Here is a 19240-nt window from a genome sequence, read left to right on the forward strand (position 1 = left end):
AGGTCCGGTGTCAGCCGCCCGAGACGAACGCGGCGGCGATCGGGTAGCGGGCGAGGGCCATGCCTGCCTCGATTTCCTCTGCGTCGGCCAGGATTTCGTAGAGCGCGGCGACCCGACCTCGAACGGGGGATTCGGCGGCGCGGGCGAGGATGGCTTCGCGGGACTCGACGGCATCGCGGTGGTCACCGAGGACGGTTTGCAGACGTTTCGCACTGCTGCCCAGATCGGCTGCGGCAGCGCCGAGCGTCTCCGCGGCGCCTTCGCACGAATACCGTAAGCGCTTGGCGCTCTTGCGGATATCGTGCAGCAGCTCAACTCGTTCGGCGGGCGGTACGGCAGGTTCGGCGAATACCAGCCGGCGCAGTCGTTTGCGGTCCCGCCGCAGGACCCGCTCGAAGGCGTCGGCCGCGGGCCGGGCGGCCTCGGTGGGGTCGAGCGGGGGATCGGTACGCCAGGCGGACAATTCATCGCGCAGTTTGCGATACCGGTGGTCGTCGAGCTCCGCGAGGATCTCGGCATGTGCGCGCGCATATTTCGCTTGCTCTGCGCCGACCAACTCGGTGGTGACGGCAACGATGTCGGCGGCGGTGGGTTCGGCACTGTCGGGCTGCCCTGCTGTCGTCGCCGACGATTCGGGAGCGGCACCCGAATCGCTTGCGACCGTGCCGGATTCGGGCCCGGCGTGCTCGGCCAACAAAGCGGTGAACCGCTCGGCGCGCACCTCGGCATCCCGTGCGACACCCAGCAACCCGGCCAGCCACTTGAGTTCGTCACCCATCGCAGCGGCGGGCGCCTGCTCGAACAGGCTGCGATAGGAACGCAGCACGCTGCGCAGTCGTCGCGTCGCGACCCGCATCTGGTGCACCGAATCGTGAGTGTCCGCACGGACTTCCGGTTCAGCGGCCAACAGCCGGTCCACGTCGTCGCTGAGTGCCGCGACGAGGGCGTTTCCGGCGCTGACCATCTTCAGCTCACTTTCGCGAATCCGTCGGTTGCCTCGACGAGATGATGGGTGATGCCCGGCTCATTGGCGGCGTGTCCGGCATCGTCCACGATGTGCAGCTGCGAGCCGGGCCAGGCGCGGTGCAGATCCCAGGCGCTGACGGCAGGGCAGACGATGTCGTGGCGGCCCTGCACGATGACGGCCGGGATGTGCGCGATCTTGTCGAGATCGCGCAACAGCTGTCCCTCCTCGAGGAACCCGCCGTGCATGAAGTAGTGGTTCTCGATCCGGGCGAAGGCGAGCGCGAAGCGCGCTTCGGCCGTTTCGGCAACCCGGTCCGGTTGGGGCCGTAGCGAACTCGTTGCGCCCTCCCAGGTCGACCAGGCGACTGCCGCGGCAAGGGCGACCTGCTCGTCGGGGGAGTGCAGCAGTCGGTGATAGACCTCGACGAGGTCGTTGCCGCGTTCGGCCGCCGGCACCGGGGCGAGGAACTTCTCCCACTCGTCCGGGTAGACGTAGCCTGCGGAGCCGTTGTAGTACCAGTCGATTTCCTTGCGGCGCAGCAGAAAGATCCCGCGCAGCACCAGTTCGGTTACCCGTTCCGGGTGCTGTTGCGCGTAGGCCAGCGCCAATGTCGAACCCCACGAGCCGCCGAACACCTGCCACCGCTCGATGCCGAGATGGGTTCGCAGCGCTTCGATGTCGGCGATCAGATGCGGCGTGGTGTTGGTCTCCAGGCTCGCGCCATCGGCGATATGCGGCGTGGAGCGGCCGCAGCCGCGCTGGTCCAACAGCACGATGCGATAGACGGCCGGATCGAAGAACTGACGGTGATACGGGGCGGTGCCGCCACCCGGTCCGCCGTGCAGGAACACCGCCGGTTTGCCGTCCGGATTACCGCTGACCTCCCAATACACCGACTGCCCTGCTCCGACGTCGAGCATGCCGGTCTCGTACGGCTCGATCGGCGGGTACAGGGTTCGCATCAGAAGGCGAGTCCGGACGCGAGATCGGACAGCCCCAGCGCCTCGATCGTCTGCTGGCGCACGTCGGGGCAGGCCTTGATGGTGGTCCGGTCGATGATGGCTTTGTCGGCGAGCACCTGGCTATTGATGCCGCCGTTGCGCAGCGCCCACTCGTGCACCAGCGCGTTGAGGCCGATGCGGCCGAGTGTCCCGCCCTGGATTCGGAAGTTCACCAGCTCCGGACGGAGCATGTCGCACAGCTGGGTCGCCGACGCATCGGAGACCGGCGGAGTGGTCGGCTTGGGAGCGGCCGTGCCATTGGGCGCGCTGGTCGCGGATCCGGTGGTCGATGCCGAGCTGCCGGTCGGAGCCGGTTCTGTACTCGTTCCGCAGGCGGTCAGCGCGGCAGCGGCGAAAACTCCGGCCACCAGGAGTGTGCTGCGTGAAATCCAACGGGGCTGCGGCATCGGTACCTCTGCTCGTGTCGACATTGTCCGCATCGAGTCTGCCATTGTTTGCGCCTTCGGGCCCGTGCGAATCCATCGGACTGCGGCGGCACGCCGGATCGCACCGGATTCGGGCTAACGAAAACCGGCCTGCAGTCCGTCCAGCAGTTGCTGCACCACCCTGGCGAATCGCGGTCGAGAGATGTCGATGGTGCGCCACGGGTTGAGCGACACCAGGGGGGCGAGTCGTTCGGCCAGGATGATTTCCGCATCGGAGATCGGGCTGTCGCGGCGCCAACACTCGAAGTATTGCTTGCGATGTGGGCCGTTCAGCATCCGCTCGGACAGGAAAGGGTGGGTGATCACCGCATCGCCCCAGTCGAAGAGCATCCCGGTTCCCGGGGTGGCCGCGGCGAACACATTGCCGGGGTGCAGGTCGTTGTGCTCGATGCTGAGCCTGCCGAATTCTTCGAGCGCTGCGGCCGATTCCTCGATCGCGGCGCCGAGCCCTGGCACCCGTGGCTCGTAGTGCCGGTAGATCGTGATCAGTTGCGTAGGCGGCAGATACGGCGTTCCTGTGTCCCGTAGGTCCTCGATGTGGGTCGTGAGCGACTGCTGCAGATCTACGTAGCGTTCGATGAGGCCGGTCCATTCGGCCTCGCTGTCGGTGGCGATGTCGCCGCCGTGGCTACTGAGCAGCCATCCGTGATCGGGTTGCACGGCAAGGGGTTCGAGCACACTGCCGGGACGAAGCGCCGCCAGTCGGTGCAGCAGCGGACCCTCGTGTGCGAAGGCGCGCGCGTTGGCCTTCAGCCACATCGGACCCGCGTCGGTCGGGATACTGGCGATCAACGACCACGCGCGTCGCCGTGTCTGCGTGGGTGGACCGGTGATTTCCACGTTGCGTGCATCGAGTATTTCGGCGGCCCACTCCAGCATCGGTTCCAGCGGTTGGCCGAGCAGCGCCACCGGGGCGTGCACTGCTCGGCCGTTCATCGTTGGTCCCCTATCAGAAGCTGTGCTCGGGGCCGGGGAAGGTGCCGCGACGCACCTCGTCGGCGTAAGCGGCTGCGGCAGTACGCAGTTCGTCACCGACATTGCCGAAGCGCTTGACGAACCTTGCGGTCTTGCCACTGGTGTAGCCGGCCATGTCCTGCCACACCAGCACTTGTGCGTCGCACTCGGCGCCTGCGCCGATGCCGACGGTCGGAATGGTCAGCTTCCGGGTGACCTGACCGGCGAGTTCGGCCGGCACCATCTCCATCACCACGGCGAACGCGCCGGCCTCCTGGACCGCGATGGCGTCGGCGACCAGCTGCTCGGCGGCGTCGCCACGCCCTTGCACCCGGAAGCCGCCGAGGGTGTTGACGCTCTGCGGCGTGAAGCCGATGTGCGCCATCACCGGAATGCCCGCCGAGGTGATCAGTGCGATCTGTTCGGCCACTCGCTCGCCGCCCTCCAGCTTCACTGCGTGCGCCTGACCCTCCTTCATGAACCGGGTCGCGGTGGCCAGCGCCTGCTGCGGCGAGGACTCGTAGGTGCCGAATGGTAGATCGGCGACGACGAGTGCGTGCGGTGCGCCGCGGACGACACCACGCACCAGCGGGATCAGCTCGTCGACGGTGATCGGCACGGTGGTGTCATAGCCGTACACCACGTTCGCGGCGGAGTCGCCGACCAACAGCACCGGAATACCGGCCTCTTCGAACAAACGCGCCGAGGAATAGTCGTAGGCGGTGAGCATCGACCAGCGCTCACCCTCGGCCTTCATCTGCTGCAGGTGATGCACCCGCGTCTTGCGTTTCGCCGCCTTGGTTGCGGTCGGTGCTGCGCCGTACGCGGGGGTTTCCGAATCGGACACGGACATCATCGTCCCTTTCGTCGTGTCTCCTCGAGGCCCATGCGGGTCCCCGGGTTTGTCTGACGAGTCCAGTCTGCACCGACGCAACGATCGTATTAAGGCCTGTGACCGGTGCGATTGGTCACACCACCGACGCGGCGGTTTCCAGTGCGCCGCACCGGCGCGGCGGCGGCCCTGCCAGGATTTCACTATGGCGTGGATGCGGAGTTGGCGTGGTGTGCTCGTTGGAGCGGTGCTGGCGATGGTGGCGGCAGGATGCACCGTCGAGAAGGACGAGCCGAAGGCGCCATTACCCGCGCCGCCCGCCGGGTTGGAGAAGTTCTATTCGCAGGTGCCGCAGTGGGGTGGTTGCGAGGGCTTCGGCGACCCCGAGGACAACCTCGCACCGAAGACACAGTGCACACGCATCACAGTGCCGATCGATTACGAGAAGCCGGACGGCCCGACCGCCCAGATAGCGCTGTCACGGCTGGAGGCGAGCGGCAAACGCATCGGTTCGCTGCTGCTGAACCCGGGTGGCCCGGGGGTGTCGGGCCTGTCGATGGCGAGCATCGCGGGCAAGACGCCGCTCGCCGAGCGCTTCGATCGGGTCGGCTTCGACCCACGCGGGGTCGGTTCCTCGTTGCCTGCCGTCGCCTGCCTGACCCCGCAGGAGTCCGATTCCGAGCGCGCCGAGCGGCCGACGGACAACACCCCGGAAGGCATCGCCGACTCGGAGGACGAGAACCGCCAATACGCGGGCCACTGCGTCGACCGCACCGGGGCGGAGCTACTCGCTCACGTCGGCACCCGCGAGGTGGTGCAGGACATGGATGTGATCCGCGCCGTGCTCGGCGACCACAAGCTCACCTATCTCGGCTACTCCTACGGCACCAAGCTCGGCTCGGCCTATGCCGAGAAGTTCCCCGCCAACGTGCGGGCGCTGGTGCTCGACGGCGCGGTCGACTCCGCGGCAGACCCCGTGCAGGAGTCGTTGCGGCAGGCTGCCGGCTTCCAGAAGGCATTCGACGGCTACAGCGCCGACTGTGCCAAGGAGCCGGACTGCCCGCTCGGCACCGACCCGGCGCAGTCCGTTGCACGGTTCCGGGCCCTGGTGAACCCGTTGCGCGACAAGCCCGCCGCGACCACCGACCCGCGTGGGCTCAGCTACAGCGATGCGATCACCGGCGTGCAGCAGGCGCTCTACACCGATGAATTCTGGCGTGTGCTCACCCTCGGCCTTTCGGAATTGCGCGACGGCCGCGGCGACACGTTGCTCCAGCTCGCCGACATCTACGACGGCCGCCGCGACGACGGCACCTACAACAACACCCAGGACGCGTTCAACGCGATCCGCTGTGTCGATGATCCGCGCATCGCCGATCCCGCGATCACGGGCAAGCAGGACACCGAGTACCGCAAGGCGGCACCGTTCCTCGACGACGGCCGCGGCACCGGGGCTGCGCCGCTCGAGGTGTGCAACGCCTGGCCGGTGCCGAACACGAGTGAACCGCACAAGATCTCGGTGACCGGACTGCCGAAGACGGTCGTGGTGTCGACGACGGAGGATCCGGCGACGCCCTACCAGGCCGGTGTCGACCTCGCCGCGCAGCTGGGCTCAGCACTGATCACCTTCCGCGGCACCAGGCACACCGCGGCCCTCGTCGCAGGCGACGCCTGCCTCGATGATGCGGTCATCGCCTACCTCACCGAGCTGACCGTTCCGGAGCAAGGACTCACCTGCTGACCTCGTGCGGGCGGGTGGATCCGGCCCGCCACCGGGCGCTCACAGGTGCTGCGAACCGATAGTGCGATCTGTTCCAACTCGCCGAATTGCAATCCCTCAGCGTGTATGTAACACGGATTTAACGCCAGGTGCTTACGCTCGCGTTCATGGATCGCCAGAAGGAATTCGTGCTGCGGACGCTCGAAGAGCGGGATATCCGCTTCGTGCGTCTCTGGTTCACCGACGTGCTGGGTTATCTGAAGTCCGTCGCCATCGCGCCGGCCGAGCTGGAAGGCGCCTTCGAGGAGGGCATCGGCTTCGACGGCTCTGCCATCGAAGGCTTCGCGCGGGTCTCGGAAGCGGACATGGTCGCCCGCCCGGATCCGTCCACCTTCCAGGTCCTACCGTGGTCCACCAGCAAGGGCCACCAGCATTCGGCGCGGATGTTCTGCGACATCACCATGCCGGACGGTTCGCCGTCCTGGGCCGACCCGCGCCACGTACTGCGCCGTCAGCTCAACAAGGCCGGTGACGTCGGCTTCAGCTGCTACGTGCACCCGGAGATCGAGTTCTTCCTGCTGGAGAACGGACCGCAGGGCGCAGAGCCCCGCCCCGCCGACACCGGCGGCTTCTTCGACCAGGCCGTGCACGATTCGGCGCCGAACTTCCGCAGGCACGCGATCGATGCGCTCGAGTCGATGGGCATCTCGGTCGAGTTCAGCCACCACGAGGGCGCGCCGGGTCAGCAGGAGATCGACCTGCGCTACGCCGACGCGCTGTCCATGGCCGACAACGTGATGACCTTCCGTTACCTGATCAAGGAAGTGGCCATCGACGAGGGCGTGCGCGCGACGTTCATGCCCAAGCCCTTCGCTCAGTACCCGGGCTCGGCGATGCACACGCATATGAGCCTGTTCGAGGGCGAGGCGAACGCCTTCCACGATCCCGACGACCCGATCAACCTGTCGGAGACCGCGCGGGCGTTCATCGCGGGCATCCTCGAGCATGCACCGGAGATCAGCGCGATCACCAACCAATGGGTGAACTCCTATAAGCGGCTCATCCACGGCGGCGAGGCGCCGACCGCCGCCTCGTGGGGCCGGTCCAACCGCTCGGCGCTGGTGCGCGTCCCGATGTATACCCCGAACAAGTCCTCCTCGCGTCGCGTCGAGATCCGCAGCCCAGATTCGGCATGCAACCCGTACCTGACCTTCGCGGTGCTGCTCGCCGCCGGTCTGCGGGGTATCGAGAAGGGCTACACGCTGCCTCCGGAGGCCGAGGACGACGTCTGGTCACTCACCGCCGCCGAGCGGCGCGCGATGGGTTTCCGTGAACTGCCCGGCACTCTGGACGAGGCACTGCGGGCGATGGAGCGCTCCGAACTGGTTGCCGAGACGCTCGGCGAGCACGTGTTCGACTTCTTCCTGCGCAACAAGCGCAGGGAATGGGCGGACTACCGCAGCCAGGTGACGCCGTTCGAGCTGAAGGAATACCTCGGTTTGTGACCCGGTGTCGCGAATAGGCCGATAACGGCTACGTTTGCATGTCGTTCCGCCCTCCCGTGTGGAAAGACATGGGCGGCGAACTAAGTTGGACATATGGTACGGCCGCCGACTGCTCGTTCAGCTGTTCCCGGTGTCGGTCGGCTCGGATTGCTCGAGCCGACCGCCGCCCAGTCCTTGCGAGAGTTGGCGTGGGATAACGTCGACAGCATTCCGGTGCTGTGGGCCCTGTCGCGATCGCCGGATGCCGATCTGGCGTTGCTGACACTGATTCGGTTGCGCGCGGCGCTGGGTGCGGGCTGGGTAGAACTGGATTCGCAGTTGCGTGCCGACACTTCGTTGCGCGGCAGGCTGTTCGCGTTGATCGGTTCGTCGAGTGCGTTCGCCGATCACCTGGTCGCCGATCCGGCGTCATGGCGGATCCTGCGGCGCGACAAGTTGCCGCATCGCGAGGAACTGATCGCGGATCTGCTTGCTTCGGTCGAAGCTGTGCCTGTCGAAAGCCCTGAGGCCACCGCCGCGCTGTACCGGGCCGCCATCTCCGGTCCGGAGGCGATTGCCTTGCTGCGCAAGCGGTATCGCGATCAGCTGATGGTCCTCGCCGCGCTCGATCTCGCCGCGACGGTGGAGAACGAACCGGTCTTGCCGTATCAGGTTGTCGGTCGCCATCTCACCGACCTGGCCGACGCCGCGCTGACCGCTGCGCTGTCGGTAGCGGTGGCGCGGGTGTGTAAAGAAGGACCGGTGCCGGTGCGACTCGCGGTCATTGCCATGGGCAAAAGCGGTGCGCGCGAACTGAATTACGTCAGTGACGTCGATGTGGTGTTCGTCGCCGAGCCCGCCGACGCCACCGCGACCCGGCTGGCGGCCGAGCTGATGAGCGTGGGCAGCGCGGCCTTCTTCGAGGTCGATGCGGCGTTGCGGCCGGAGGGCAAGGCCGGTGCCTTGGTGCGCACGCTGGAGTCGCATATCGCGTACTACAAGCGGTGGGCGCGGACCTGGGAGTTCCAGGCATTGCTCAAGGCCAGGCCGATGACCGGCGACCTGGAGCTGGGGGAGCAGTATCGCGCCGCACTGATGCCGATGGTCTGGACCGCGTCGGAGCGGCCGGATTTCGTGGCCGACGTGCAGGCAATGCGGCGTCGGGTGGAGGATCTGGTGCCCGCCGATCTGCGCGAACGTGAGCTGAAGCTCGGGCGCGGCAGTCTGCGCGACGTCGAATTCGCTGTGCAGCTCCTGCAATTGGTGCACGGCCGAGTGGATGAAACGCTGCATGTGCAGGGCACCGTCGAGGCGTTGACGGCACTGGCCGCGGGCGGCTATGTCGGTCGCGACGACGCGGCCAATCTCAACGCCTCCTACGAATTCCTGCGGTTGCTCGAGCATCGCCTGCAACTGCAGCGACTCAAGCGAACGCACACCCTGCCCGCCGCCGATGACGAGGAAGGCATGCGCTGGCTGGCGCGCGCCGCGCATATCCGGCCCGACGGCAGGCAGGATGCGGTCGGCGTGCTCGGCAACGAAATTCGGCGTAATTCGGTGCGGGTGCGGCGATTACACGCCAAACTCTTCTACCGCCCGCTGCTCGAATCGGTGGTCAAACTCGATCCCGATGCGCTGCGGTTGAGTCCGGACGCGGCGATTCGACAGTTGGCCGCACTGGGTTACGTGGCGCCCGAACATGCGCTCGGACACCTGAAGGCACTGACCGGCGGGGTCTCGCGCAAGGGCCGCATCCAGGCGCTGCTGCTGCCGACTCTGCTCGAATGGCTCGGTGACACACCGAATCCCGATTCCGGACTGCTGGCCTACCGGCGGGTGTCGGAGGGTCTCGACGATCAGATCTGGTTCCTGCGCGAGTTGCGCGACGAAGGGGCGATCGCGCAACGGCTGATGATCGTGCTCGGTTCGTCGGAGTATCTGCCCGATCTGCTGATCAATGCGCCGGACACGATTCGGATGTACGCCGACGGTCCTGGTGGTCCGCTGCTGCTCAGTCCGCAACCGGAAGACGTCGCACGCGGAATCCTCACGGCGGCAGCACGTTACGACGATCCGAAACGGGCGGTGGCCGCGGCGCGTTCGCTGCGGCGGCACGAACTGGCCCGGGTGGCATCGGCGGACCTGCTCGGCATGCTCGACGTGCCGCAGGTGTGCCGCGCGCTGTCCTCGGTGTGGGTCGCGGTGCTGGAAGCCGCGCTGCGCGCGGTGATTCGGGCCAGCGAGGCCGAACTCGGCGAGCCCGCACCCGCCGATTTCGCGGTGATCGGTATGGGCAGGCTCGGCGGTATGGAACTGGGCTACGGCTCCGACGCCGATGTGCTGTTCGTCTGCGATCCGCGTCCGGGCCAGGACGAGACCAAGGCCGTGAAGTGGGCGATCGGTATCGCAGAGCGGGTGCAGCGGATGCTCGGCGCGCCGAGCACCGATCCGCCGCTGCAGGTGGATGCCGGGCTGCGGCCGGAGGGCCGCAACGGTGCGCTGGTGCGCACCTTGGCCGCCTACGCCGCCTACTACGAGCAGTGGGCGCAGCCGTGGGAGGTGCAGGCGCTGCTGCGCGCGCACCAGGTGGCGGGTGACGAGGCGCTCGGGGTGCGGTTCCTGCACATCATCGACAAGGTGCGCTATCCCGATGGCGGGGTGTCCGCGGAGTCGGTGCGCGAGATCCGGCGGATCAAGGCGCGGGTGGATTCCGAGCGGCTGCCGCGCGGTGCCAACCCGGCCACCCACACCAAGCTCGGCCGCGGTGGACTGGCCGATATCGAATGGACAGTGCAGCTGATGCAGCTGCGCTACGCCCATGATGTGCTCGGTCTGCACAACACCTCTACGCTGCAATCGCTCGAGGTCATCGAGCAGACCAAGCTGCTCGACGCCGAGGATGTGGCGCTGCTGCGCGATGCCTGGCTCACCGCGACGAAGGCGCGCAACGCCCTTGTCCTGGTACGCGGCAAGCCTGCCGATCAGCTGCCCGGCCCGGGCCGCCTACTATCGGCCGTCGCGCGGGTCGCGGGTTGGCCGAACGATGATGGCAGTGAATTCCTGGACAATTACATGCGGGTCACGCGCCGCGCCAAGGCCGTCGCGGAGCGGGTGTTCGGCGGGTAGTTCCGCGGCGGCGGGAACGGTTCGCTCAGCCGGGCAGTTCGATGTGCACGCGATCGGCGCGCTTGCGGCCCCACTCGTACAGCGCCGTCAACACGGGCACCAGGCTCCAGCCTTCTTCGGTCAAGCGGTACTCGACCTGGGGCGGGACGGTGTCGAAGACGGTGCGCTCGACCAGATTGTCGGCCTCGAGCTCCCGCAGCTGCTGGATCAGCATTTTCTCACTGGTGGAAGGCATCAATCGGCGCAGCTCGCCGTAGCGGTGTACACCTTTCTTGAGCTGGGCGAGAATCACCGGCTTCCATTTGCCGCCGATCAGGTCGACGGTCACCTCCACCGCACAGTTGTAGCGCTTCTGCACACCCATCTCTCGCCTCCGGTACTCACTAAAAAGTGCGTTCTTGTAACACTGTAATCATCCGGCTTTCATGGATGTCGTCACCGCGGCTCGCCGCATCAGCTACTACAGACATGGAGTCCAAATCCTATGAAGGTCATCGTTTTCGACCGTTTCAAGCCCGGTGTGACGATGGAGACCATCAACCCGTACCTGCCCGAAGAAGTCGCCAATGTGTGGCGGCTGTGGAAGGCGGGCATCGTGCGGGAGAACTACGCGCGTGCCGACGAGCCGGGCGTGGTCATCGTGTTCGAGGTCGACAGCGTCGAGGAGGCACAGAAGTACGTCGCCGACTTCCCGCTGACCAAGGCGGGCTACCTGGAATGGACCTACGTTCCGGTGCAGGCGCCGCTGCCGCTCGAGGCACTGATGGACCCGAAGGTCGACGTCGCCGAGCCCTACGACCGGACGAACTGAGTCCGTCATGAGACACGCATTCGGTCTCGACATCCCGCACACCCTCGACGATGCCTGCGACCCCCGTCGCATGGCGTTGATCATCTACGACATGCAGGTCGGCATCGTCAGCCAGATTCCGGACGGCGACAAGATCGTCCAGACCTGCGTGCAGCTGCGAGATGCGGCGCGGGCCAACGGGTTCCGGGTGTTCTATACCCGGCACATGTCGCTGCCGTCGGCGGTGGCGGGCGTATCCCAGTTGCGTATGGCGATGGCATGGCAGCGGCTGGACGATCCGGCCGAAGTGCGTTCCAGCTTCCCGCAGGGCTCGCCCCAATTCCAGCTCGTGCCGGAGCTCACCCCCGGCCCCGACGAGATGGTCTTCGACAAGATCACCATGTCCGCCTTCGCCGCGACGCCGCTGGATATCGCGTTGCGCGACTGTGGAATCGACACCTACGCGATTGCCGGCATCGCCATGGAGGTCGGCATCGAACCTACCGTCCGGCACAGCCTGGACCTGGGTTACTTCCCGGTCGTCGTCACCGACGCCTGCGGTGCGGGACACCCCGACGCCGCCGAACGTTCGCACGCGACACTCGAATTCGCCGGAGGCTCGCTCAGCACCGACACCGCCACACTCACGGCGGCATTGAGTCGACCTCGCGATTGACGCCGGGCAGGGCGAGACGCCGCCGTGCTGGATCGGCCATCTGTGGTCGCTCAGCACGGCGGCGTCGTGGCACGAGGGCTATCGCTGCGCTGTGCCCGAGGTCGGCGACCGGAAGCGGGAGACGAAATCGCGGAGGGCGCGGCGGTCTTCGAAGTCGGGCGGGCGGTAACCGCTGTCGGCGGTAACCGAGATAATGGAGCCGGCCACTATTCGTAGGTCGGTCCAACAGTATGGCAGGACGAGGGTCTGGACAGTGTGACCATTGCTGCTCACCGTGATTCGCGTGGTGTAGCGCCCCGCGAGCGCCGCGAGGTCTTCGGCGGTTTCGGTCGTCATGGCACCGGAGGCGACGAATTCTTCGACGTACACAGCTGCATTCTCCACACAAAACCTCCACAAGGTCGACACCGTGCCCGCACCGAGCGTGCGTAGGGTTCGAGGCATGCGTACATGGATGGATCGGGCGCTACTCGGCGTGGGGTGGTGCGCGGTGGCGGCGGGGGTCGTCGGGGTCGCTCTGTATTTCGGAACATGGCAGCGGCGGGCGGTTGTGCTCGTCGCTTCCGGCGCGTCGTATCTGATGATCGGGGCCGTCGTCGGGCTGGTGCTGTTCTTGATCGCGCGCGGCTGGCGCAGTGCCGCTGTTGCGGGGGTCCTCGTTGCCACGGTGGCGTGGACCCAGCTGCCGATCTTCGTGCCGGACGGCCGAGCGGCCAGTGGGCCGGAAGTCGTGGTGATGCAGTCGAATCTGATGCTCGGCGCGGCCGATGCCGCAACCGTGGTGCGGGCGGTGCGCGACAATCGGGTCGATGTGCTGACCGCCGAGGAGTTGACCGCGGACATGGTCGCGCGGCTCGCCGCGGCGGGACTCGCGCAGGCACTGCCGTATCAGTACCTCGAGCCGACCTCCGCTGCGGGCGGCACCGGGATCTACAGCCGATACCCGTTGCGCGACAACAAGAAATACGTCGGTTTCGTGCTCAACCAGGTGTCGGCGACGATGGATCATCCGCAGGCCGGAGCGGTCGCGGTGTTCGCGTTCCATCCGATTCCGCCGACGGTGGACTTTCCCGCATGGAGTTCGGAGCTGCACAGCATCCGCGACATCCTCGACGCACAGCAGGGTCCGGCGATCGTCGGCGCGGATCTCAATGCGACGCGCGATCATTCGGCCTTTCGCGATCTACTGCGCGGGCGCTTCGCCGCAGCCGCCGAGCAGGCAGGCGCGGGCCCGCTGCCCACTTATCCGACCGATTACCAGTGGGGCCCGGTGATCGGCATCGACCACGTCCTGGTCGCCGACGCGGCCGCCGACGAGGTGCACACACTCACCATGCCGGGCTCCGACCACCGGGCCATGATTGCCACGATCCGGCTGAACGGATAACGGTGCGTTGCGTTTTCGCCCGCGCGAGGTATACACACCGCGCGCCTGCGGCGATTACCATATGAACGCTCGATGGCCGTGCGTCTGCGACACCGGCCGGAGGGCGGGCTCGGAGACGAGTCCCCGGGATTCGGGGAGGAACCTGATGAAGACAACACGGCTGCGTTTCGGGGCGGTCGCCGTGCTGATGGTGGTCGGCGTCGCGCTGACCGGATGCGGGAGCGACACGGTAGGCGGCCCGGATATTGCGGCGAGCAGCGCCGACAACCCATGGGAGCTGGCCGGGTCGGCCTCTTCCTCGGGACCGAACGGACCGCGCGTCGGTGTGCCGGACGCGCCACTGACCGCGGTGAACGGCGACGGAGGAGCCATCGACAAGCTTGCTCTCAACACCATCGCCGAAAGATCAATAAGGGTGAGATCAACAAGCGTCGCGGGAATCTGCCGAAGTCCTTCGAGCAGGACGAAGAGAACCATCAGCTTCCGGTCGACGTGGATTCGCTGACCAGCCTCGGTCAGGCGCTCGGCAAGATCTTCCTGCTGCCGAAGCCGCCCCAATTCGACTACGCGGGCGTGGTGCGCACCTGCTCGAAGGTCACCACCACCGAACCGGTGTCCTATTGCCCGAGCTCCGGGAAGATCGGCACCGATGTGTCCGCTCTCGCCGCGCGCGGCGGGCCGATGACGGGGGCAGGCGAACCGCTCTCGGCGGTCGTGGACGGCGACTACAACGCCTTCGCGATGTTCATCTCTCGCTATGTCCTTGCGGTGCAACAGGATCGCAAGCTCACGCTGACCGGCGCCAGCACGGCCGGACTGCGCACCGCATGCCTGACCGGCGTGGTGACAACCAAGCTGAGCGAACCGAGCAGCGATCCGCACCTGTCGGCCAACGACCTCGACGAGGCGGTCTCCGGTCTGCTGGCCGACGGCTTGGTCGCCGCCGACGTGGACGGCAAGGTGGTGGCAGGCGGCTTCCAGCGGCTGGAAGCGTTCCGGATGGGCGTCCTCGATGGTGAGTCCGCCTGCCTGACGCACTACAGGTAGGTCCTATCGAGAGGTCACTGTGCAGCGGCAGGCAGCGCACGCAGGGAGCTGAGGGTGTTCGCCATCGCGCGAGCGGCCTCGGCTCCCTTCGTCACGAAATGCTCGGTGAAGTAGGTGACGTGCTCGCTGTGCTCGTGGAAGTGGTGTGGGGTGAGCACCACCGAGAAGACCGGCACGTCGGTGTCGAGCTGCACCCGCATCAGCCCGTCGATTACCGCGGAGGCAACGAAATCGTGCCGGTAGATGCCGCCGTCGACGACCAGCGCCGCCGCCACGATCGCCGCGTACTTGCCGCTCTGTGCCAAGCGCTTGGCGTGCAGCGGGATCTCGAACGCGCCGGGGACCTCGAAGACGTCGATGGTGGCGGGATCGAAGCCGAGGTCGGCGTACTCGGCGGCGAAGCCCTCGTACGCCTTGCCGACGATCGAGCTGTGCCACATGGCGCGAATGAACGCGACGGATCCGGTGCTAGTGCCCATAGTCGGATCCTACTTCCCGGTAACGTGCGCTTCCAGCCAGTCCACGACATCGCCGAGCACCTTGTCCTGCTCGGGCTCGTTGAAGATTTCGTGATACAGCCCGTCATAGCGGATCACCGTGAGATCCTTCGAACCCGCGCCGTCCTCGATGAGGGTGGAGCTGGACGGCGCGGCGATGGCGTCCGCAGTGCCGTGCAGCACCAGCAGCGGCACGGTGAGCTTGTCCAACCGCCCCTTGACCAGGGTCGTCGTGGTCAGGATCTCGGTGCCGGTGCGGGCGGGGAGTTTGCCTCGGAACACCAGCGGATCATTGTCATAGGCCCGGATCACCTCGGGGTCACGGCTGATCATCGACGAATCCAGCTTCAGCACACCGAGATTCGGCGTCAGCCGGGACAACACCGGTGCGAGCAGACGCTGCAGCGGATTGCCGATCGGGATGTCCAGTGGTGGTGCCGACAGCACGATGCCCGCGACATCGATCGGTGCGCGGGTGGCCAGGTGCAGCACGATAAGGCTGCCCATCGAATGGCCGATCAGGAAGCGCGGTAGGTCGGGATGTTCGCGCCCGGCGAGGTCGAGCATGAAGGCGACATTGTCGGCGGAGCCGTCCATCGAGCCGATGTTCGCATTGCTGCCCGCGGACTTGCCGTGCCCGATGTGGTCGAGCGCGTAGACGGCGAAACCGGAGGCCGCGAGCCGCTTTCCGACATGCGCGTAGCGGCCGGAGTGTTCGGCGACCCCGTGCACGAGCACGATCACGGCCTGCGTGACGGTGTCGGGCAACCAGGCTCGCCACGCGACCCGGCTGCCGCGTCCTTCGAATTCACCGGTGGCGGACTCGAGGCTGTCGGATGTCATACGTCGGCTCCTGACGTCTGCGGCGGCGCGGTGGTCGACACGTGTGCGAAATGGTCGATCAGCCGCCGATTGAACTCGATGAGCCGAGCGTAGTTCACCAGCGAGATGCGTTCGTCGGTTCCATGGATCGTCGCGAGGTCGGCCCTGGTCAGCACAATGGGTGCGAAATTACAGCGCGCGGTGGCGAGATCGTTGTAGTGCCTGGCGTCGGTGGCGCCGGGGACGATGCCGGTGGTCACCGCGATGCCGGGCACCACGTCCTCGGCCAGTCGGGCAATCAGTTCGAACCCCGCGCCGGGTCGGGCAGGCCTGGTCGGCTCCGAGGTCATGCCGACCAGATCGATGCGGACCCCCGCGTCACGCACCACCTTCCGGCAGTGTTCGAGCACCGACGCGACCGAATCACCGGGCAGGATACGGAAATTCACCAGGGCCTCGGCCTGTTGCGGCAGCACATTGGCCTTCACGCCGCCGCTGATCACCGTGGGCGCGGTGGTGGTGCGCACCAGCGCCTCGGTCTGCGGCGTCGCCGCCATCACCCGGGTGATCAACGGCGTGGCCAACCCGGCGAGGCCGAGCAGGCGGCGTCGGGAATCGGGCATGACATGCCGCAGCCTGGCCAGCATGTCGGACACCAACGGAATCAGGCGCAACGGCATCGGATGGTCCTGGACGCGGCTCACCGCGCGGGCGATGCGGCCGACCGCGGTCTGGCGGCCCGGCATGGACGAATGCCCGCCTACCTCCGACACCGACAACCGGATGGTGGCATAGCCCTTCTCGCCCAACATGATCGAGGCGACCGGACGATCCACGCCGTCGGCAACGCCATCGGTGATCACGCCGCCCTCGTCGAGCAGCAGGTCCGCGCGCACACCCGCGTCACGCAGCCGCTGCGCCATCCGCACCGCGCCCTGGTCGCCGAACACCTCCTCGTCGTGCCCGAAGGCCAGATATACGGTGTGTTCGGGCCGGATGCCCGCCGCGAGCGCGGCTTCGACGGCCTCCAAGATGGCCATCAGGCGGCTCTTGTCGTCGATGGCGCCGCGGCCCCAGATGAACTCGTCGTCGACAACGCCCGCGAACGGTGGATGAGTCCAGCGCGCCGGGTCGTCGACGGGCACCACGTCCTGATGGGCGAGCAGGATCGCCGCCACGGTGTCCGGTGCCGTACCCGCCCACCGGTAGAGCCTGCTGTGGCCGAACCGCTCCAGCTCGAGCTCGTCGTGCACGAGCGGGAAGGACCGCTCCAGATGCTTGCCCAGTCGGGTGAACTCCGGGTCGTCGGCAGCGGGTTCTTCAGCGGACACCGTCACGCAACGCAGTGCTTGCGCCAATCGCTCGGCGACCAGCGCATCGACCGCGGTCGGGTTGATAGACGCGGCATCTTCGGTCATCGATCACCGGTCTCGTACGGCGGCAGATTCATGGGCACCGTTGCATTGTTCAACAGACCGGGGCCGAGCGTGATCGTCTTCTCGGCGCGCCATTTGACCAGGGCCTCGCTGACCCCGCCCGTCAGGTCGGGTTGGCGAGGCGCACCGAGCAGTGGCAGATCGAGCCGGGCCGCCGTCACGGTGACCGCGGTGTTCGCCGGGGTGTGCGACCACACATCGTCGATGACATCGGTGATCATCGCCCCGATTCGGTGGCCCGCGGACAGCGGCCAATCCTGGGCCAACATCCTGACCTCGGCGGTCTCCGACACCGGCGCGATGCCGCGGGTGATGATGGTGGCGCGCCCGTCCGGGGCAATGTCGTACAGCTCGACCGTGACAGTGGCCGTCGGCGGACCGACCAGCCGCAACGACGCCGTTGGCGCGCCGGCCAGGTGCTGGTCCTGGGCGAGCGGTTCGGAGACCGACCAGATCTCTCGATCGGGCCCGGGAACAATGCCGCGGTCGGTGTAGACGCCGGGCCGCAGATCGACCGAGATCCGTCGCATGTCCTTCGGCGGCCACGCGGATTCCGAGCGCCAACCCCCGTCGTACTGACCGACCCTGACGCGCGGACCCGGTACCTCTACGTCGCGGCCCGCGACATGCCTGTCGAAGAACGCGAGCAGTTCGGCGTCGAAATTCGGGGTGCCGCACTTCTCGTGGCAATCGCTGTGACTCCACTGGCCGAACCAGGCCCGGTGCTCGCCGGGGCCGAGCGCATCCCACACATCGAACACGCGGTAGGCCCTGGTGTTGTAGTCGAGGAACCCTTGGGCGAGAAATAGCGGAATCGTGTTACCGCGCAACTTGTCGACCAGATTGCGGTCGCGCCAGAACTCGGAGTTCACATTGTGGTCGGCGGTGTTCGCGGCGTACTGCGCGTAGCACTGCGGCGACATCTGCACGGCGTTGGCTTGATATTCGGGGGAGTCGTCCCACCGACCCGGAGTGGAGGCGATGAGCAGGTGTTCCAGGCCCACCTGGTCGGCCGGGCGGATACCTCTGTCGATGACCGGCTTACCGCTGAACTTCCACGACACGCCCTGCATGTACAGGTAGGTGTACGGATCGACCGCAGACGCGAACGAGCCCACCGCCGCAAGGCCCTTCGGCTTGCCGGCGAGACCCATCATCGCGGTCCACCCCTCATAGGAGACGCCGACCATGCCGACCTTGCCGGTCGACCACGGCTGGCTCGCCGCCCACTCCACCGCGCTGGTGACATCCGAACGTTCCCCCGGCCCACCGTAATCCGGGCATCCCGACGACCCGCCGAACCCGCGCAGATCGACGATCACGTAGGTGTAACCGGCCCGCAGGAACATGTCGACAGGGAGGAAGTCGATCGAAGGACCGTCCGCCAGGTGCGGGATGCTCAGATAGGCCAGGTGCGAACGATACGGGCTCACGGTGAGCACCACCGGAGTTCGCGTGTCCTGCGAGATCCCGCGGGGGCGCATGATGTCCGCGTGCAACCGGGTGCCGTCCGGCGCGGTGATATAGCTCTGCGACCACGTGAACGGCAACGCGGCCGGATCGGCGGCCGACACCGGCGCCACCACCCCGAGTAGCAGCAGCACCCCGACCAACACCCGCGACAACGCAGCACCCACATTCACCTGAGCACTATCGACCGCTCCGGGGCGGCTGTCCAGCCCCCGGAAGCGGGGTGTCGGTCACCCGATCACGGCTGCAGCAGGCCGAGGACATTGCCGTCGGCATCGGTGACCGTGGCGATCAGCTTCCCGCTCCCTACATCCGTGGGCTCCTGCCCCGCCTCGGCACCCGCCTCGACCAGGGCCGCGAGGTGCTTGTGGATGTCCTCGACGTGCCAGTAGCCGATCGGTCCCGTCATGCCCTTCTGCGCGCCGTTCGGGTCGAGGCCGATGTCCTGGCCTGCCACGCGGTAGCCGACGTAGTACGCAGTGTCGGCGATCGGCTCCGCGCCGAACAGCGCATTGAACAAGCTCTTCGCCTTGACGAGGTCGGTGACGGGGTACACGATGGTCTGCAGTCCTGCGGTCATGATCG

20 protein-coding genes are annotated in these 19240 nt (G+C 66.9%); 7 read left to right on the top strand and 13 right to left on the bottom strand.

The genetic code is table 11. The features are described from left to right. Positions 1–10: 10 nt before the first annotated feature. The 5 genes from ACLMAL_RS08545 to panB all read right to left on the bottom strand — a co-directional run bounded on the left by ACLMAL_RS08545 (position 11) and on the right by panB (position 4221). Positions 11–964: a CHAD domain-containing protein gene (locus ACLMAL_RS08545; RefSeq protein WP_411998579.1), complete on the bottom strand. Its 954-nt coding sequence runs from the start codon at positions 962–964 to the stop codon at positions 11–13. A 2-nt stretch (positions 965–966) separates the two neighbouring features. Next, positions 967–1929, bottom strand: coding sequence for a prolyl aminopeptidase (gene pip / locus ACLMAL_RS08550; RefSeq protein WP_411998580.1), 963 nt, complete (start codon positions 1927–1929; stop codon positions 967–969). Beyond that, positions 1929–2375: a hypothetical protein gene (locus tag ACLMAL_RS08555; RefSeq protein WP_411998581.1), complete on the bottom strand. Its 447-nt coding sequence runs from the start codon at positions 2373–2375 to the stop codon at positions 1929–1931. The genes pip and ACLMAL_RS08555 overlap by 1 nt, the downstream gene beginning before the upstream one ends. A 114-nt stretch (positions 2376–2489) precedes the next feature. Further along, complete coding sequence (locus ACLMAL_RS08560) at positions 2490–3350, bottom strand: phosphotransferase (protein ID WP_411998582.1); 861 nt, start codon at positions 3348–3350, stop codon at positions 2490–2492. A gap of 13 nt (positions 3351–3363) precedes the next feature. Beyond that, entirely contained in the window at positions 3364–4221 is an 858-nt protein-coding gene (gene panB, locus ACLMAL_RS08565; protein ID WP_411998583.1) for a 3-methyl-2-oxobutanoate hydroxymethyltransferase, read from the bottom strand. A 193-nt stretch (positions 4222–4414) separates the two neighbouring features. Here panB and ACLMAL_RS08570 point away from each other — a divergent pair, with 193 nt between their 5' ends. From ACLMAL_RS08570 to ACLMAL_RS08580, 3 genes are all read left to right on the top strand, one after another. Continuing rightward, complete coding sequence (locus tag ACLMAL_RS08570) at positions 4415–5941, top strand: alpha/beta hydrolase (protein WP_411998584.1); 1527 nt, start codon at positions 4415–4417, stop codon at positions 5939–5941. A 146-nt stretch (positions 5942–6087) separates the two neighbouring features. Further along, positions 6088–7425: a type I glutamate--ammonia ligase gene (glnA, locus tag ACLMAL_RS08575; RefSeq protein ID WP_328411205.1), complete on the top strand. Its 1338-nt coding sequence runs from the start codon at positions 6088–6090 to the stop codon at positions 7423–7425. A gap of 93 nt (positions 7426–7518) precedes the next feature. Next, positions 7519–10530 carry a bifunctional [glutamine synthetase] adenylyltransferase/[glutamine synthetase]-adenylyl-L-tyrosine phosphorylase gene (locus ACLMAL_RS08580; protein WP_411998585.1) on the top strand — a complete coding sequence of 1004 codons (3012 nt, stop codon included), beginning with the start codon at positions 7519–7521 and terminating at the stop codon, positions 10528–10530. 25 nt (positions 10531–10555) lie between these two features. Here ACLMAL_RS08580 and ACLMAL_RS08585 read toward each other — a convergent pair whose 3' ends face one another. Next, entirely contained in the window at positions 10556–10894 is a 339-nt protein-coding gene (locus ACLMAL_RS08585; RefSeq protein WP_328411209.1) for a helix-turn-helix domain-containing protein, read from the bottom strand. Between the two features lie 120 nt (positions 10895–11014). Between ACLMAL_RS08585 and ACLMAL_RS08590 the strand changes: the two genes are divergently transcribed. Both ACLMAL_RS08590 and ACLMAL_RS08595 read left to right on the top strand, forming a co-directional pair. Beyond that, positions 11015–11341: a hypothetical protein gene (locus ACLMAL_RS08590; RefSeq protein ID WP_328411211.1), complete on the top strand. Its 327-nt coding sequence runs from the start codon at positions 11015–11017 to the stop codon at positions 11339–11341. Between the two features lie 7 nt (positions 11342–11348). After that, positions 11349–11996: a cysteine hydrolase gene (locus tag ACLMAL_RS08595; protein ID WP_328411213.1), complete on the top strand. Its 648-nt coding sequence runs from the start codon at positions 11349–11351 to the stop codon at positions 11994–11996. 78 nt (positions 11997–12074) lie between these two features. Here ACLMAL_RS08595 and ACLMAL_RS08600 read toward each other — a convergent pair whose 3' ends face one another. Then, positions 12075–12380 carry a hypothetical protein gene (locus tag ACLMAL_RS08600; RefSeq protein WP_411998586.1) on the bottom strand — a complete coding sequence of 102 codons (306 nt, stop codon included), beginning with the start codon at positions 12378–12380 and terminating at the stop codon, positions 12075–12077. 58 nt (positions 12381–12438) lie between these two features. On the opposite strand from ACLMAL_RS08600, the gene ACLMAL_RS08605 reads away from it, so the two are divergent. Continuing rightward, on the top strand, positions 12439–13383 hold the full coding sequence (locus tag ACLMAL_RS08605; protein ID WP_411998587.1) for an endonuclease/exonuclease/phosphatase family protein: 945 nt from the start codon (positions 12439–12441) through the stop codon (positions 13381–13383). Between the two features lie 54 nt (positions 13384–13437). Here ACLMAL_RS08605 and ACLMAL_RS08610 read toward each other — a convergent pair whose 3' ends face one another. Then, positions 13438–13860, bottom strand: a complete 423-nt coding sequence (locus tag ACLMAL_RS08610) for a hypothetical protein (protein ID WP_411998588.1) — start codon at positions 13858–13860, stop codon at positions 13438–13440. Between the two features lie 15 nt (positions 13861–13875). Here ACLMAL_RS08610 and ACLMAL_RS08615 point away from each other — a divergent pair, with 15 nt between their 5' ends. After that, positions 13876–14430: a hypothetical protein gene (locus ACLMAL_RS08615; protein WP_411998589.1), complete on the top strand. Its 555-nt coding sequence runs from the start codon at positions 13876–13878 to the stop codon at positions 14428–14430. A gap of 14 nt (positions 14431–14444) precedes the next feature. Here ACLMAL_RS08615 and ACLMAL_RS08620 read toward each other — a convergent pair whose 3' ends face one another. From ACLMAL_RS08620 to ACLMAL_RS08640, 5 genes are all read right to left on the bottom strand, one after another. Further along, on the bottom strand, positions 14445–14909 hold the full coding sequence (locus tag ACLMAL_RS08620) for a 6,7-dimethyl-8-ribityllumazine synthase (RefSeq protein WP_411998590.1): 465 nt from the start codon (positions 14907–14909) through the stop codon (positions 14445–14447). A gap of 9 nt (positions 14910–14918) precedes the next feature. Continuing rightward, complete coding sequence (locus ACLMAL_RS08625) at positions 14919–15770, bottom strand: alpha/beta hydrolase (protein WP_328411220.1); 852 nt, start codon at positions 15768–15770, stop codon at positions 14919–14921. Further along, the gene (locus ACLMAL_RS08630; RefSeq protein WP_411998591.1) at positions 15767–17167 is read right to left on the bottom strand and encodes a M20/M25/M40 family metallo-hydrolase; all 1401 of its coding nucleotides are present in this window, start codon (positions 17165–17167) and stop codon (positions 15767–15769) included. The genes ACLMAL_RS08625 and ACLMAL_RS08630 overlap by 4 nt, the downstream gene beginning before the upstream one ends. Beyond that, entirely contained in the window at positions 17164–18828 is a 1665-nt protein-coding gene (locus tag ACLMAL_RS08635; RefSeq protein WP_411998592.1) for a CocE/NonD family hydrolase, read from the bottom strand. The genes ACLMAL_RS08630 and ACLMAL_RS08635 overlap by 4 nt, the downstream gene beginning before the upstream one ends. A gap of 65 nt (positions 18829–18893) precedes the next feature. After that, entirely contained in the window at positions 18894–19235 is a 342-nt protein-coding gene (locus ACLMAL_RS08640; RefSeq protein WP_411998593.1) for a VOC family protein, read from the bottom strand. Positions 19236–19240: the final 5 nt, after the last annotated feature.

This window comes from Nocardia sp. CWNU-33, from assembly GCF_046764895.1.
GTDB lineage: Bacteria > Actinomycetota > Actinomycetes > Mycobacteriales > Mycobacteriaceae > Nocardia.